Raw genomic sequence first — 809 nt, 5'->3', positions numbered from 1 at the left:
TAACGCCGCGCACAGCGGAGCCATTGAAGCGCAGCGAAATGGCTTCCGGCCGCCAACGGCGGCGTACTGCTGCGCTTTGTTAAATCTTACTCAAAGCAAACTGAACAGCCTGCTCTGCATGGATTACTGTAGTGTCATAGAGTTTGATGCCTGTATCCGACTTCTGAATCAAAAGACCTATTTCAGTGCACCCTAATATCACTCCTTGGGCACCGCGCTCGGCAAGTGAGTTGATTATATCCAGATAGGTTACTTTTGAATCAGGGTTGATCAGTCCAAGGCATAACTCATTGTAAATCACAAAGTGAATCGACTCTCTTTGAGCCTCGCTCGGAACAATAACATCGATACCATGATCTTGAAGGCGGCCAACGTAGAATGCCTGCTCCATAGTAAACTTCGTTCCTAGGAGGCCTACACACGTTACCCCATCATTTTTAAGCACGTTAGCTGTTGCATCAGCGATGTGAAGCAGAGGAATACTGACCGAGCTCTCTATTTGAGGGGCCACCTTATGCATCGTATTCGTACAGAGAACTAGAAAGTCAGCGCCTGCTGATTCAACTGACTCCCCAGCTGATGCAAGCATCTTAGCTGTTTCTTTCCAGTCACCTTTGTGCTGTAACACCTCAATTTCAGCAAAATCAACACTATAGATAACTAGTTTAGCCGAATGAAGCCCACCAAGCTCATCTCTTACTTTCTGGTTGATGAGCCGATAGTAAGTTTGTGTTGACTCCCAGCTCATCCCACCAATGAGGCCTATAATTTTCAATGGCAACCTCCATGCTACCTGTCTGATTTAACGC

General features: G+C 46.6%; 1 protein-coding gene. It reads right to left on the bottom strand.

All coding sequences use genetic code 11. The features are described from left to right. Window positions 1-79: 79 nt before the first annotated feature. Window positions 80-775 carry an aspartate/glutamate racemase family protein gene (locus tag V6U78_RS12695; protein ID WP_405341578.1) on the bottom strand — a complete coding sequence of 232 codons (696 nt, stop codon included), beginning with the start codon at window positions 773-775 and terminating at the stop codon, window positions 80-82. Window positions 776-809: the final 34 nt, after the last annotated feature.

The sequence above is a fragment of the Marinospirillum alkalitolerans genome, from assembly GCF_045055655.1.
Taxonomy (GTDB): Bacteria; Pseudomonadota; Gammaproteobacteria; order Pseudomonadales; family Halomonadaceae; genus Marinospirillum; species Marinospirillum alkalitolerans.
This window is presented reverse-complemented; position numbering and strand designations above follow the sequence as displayed.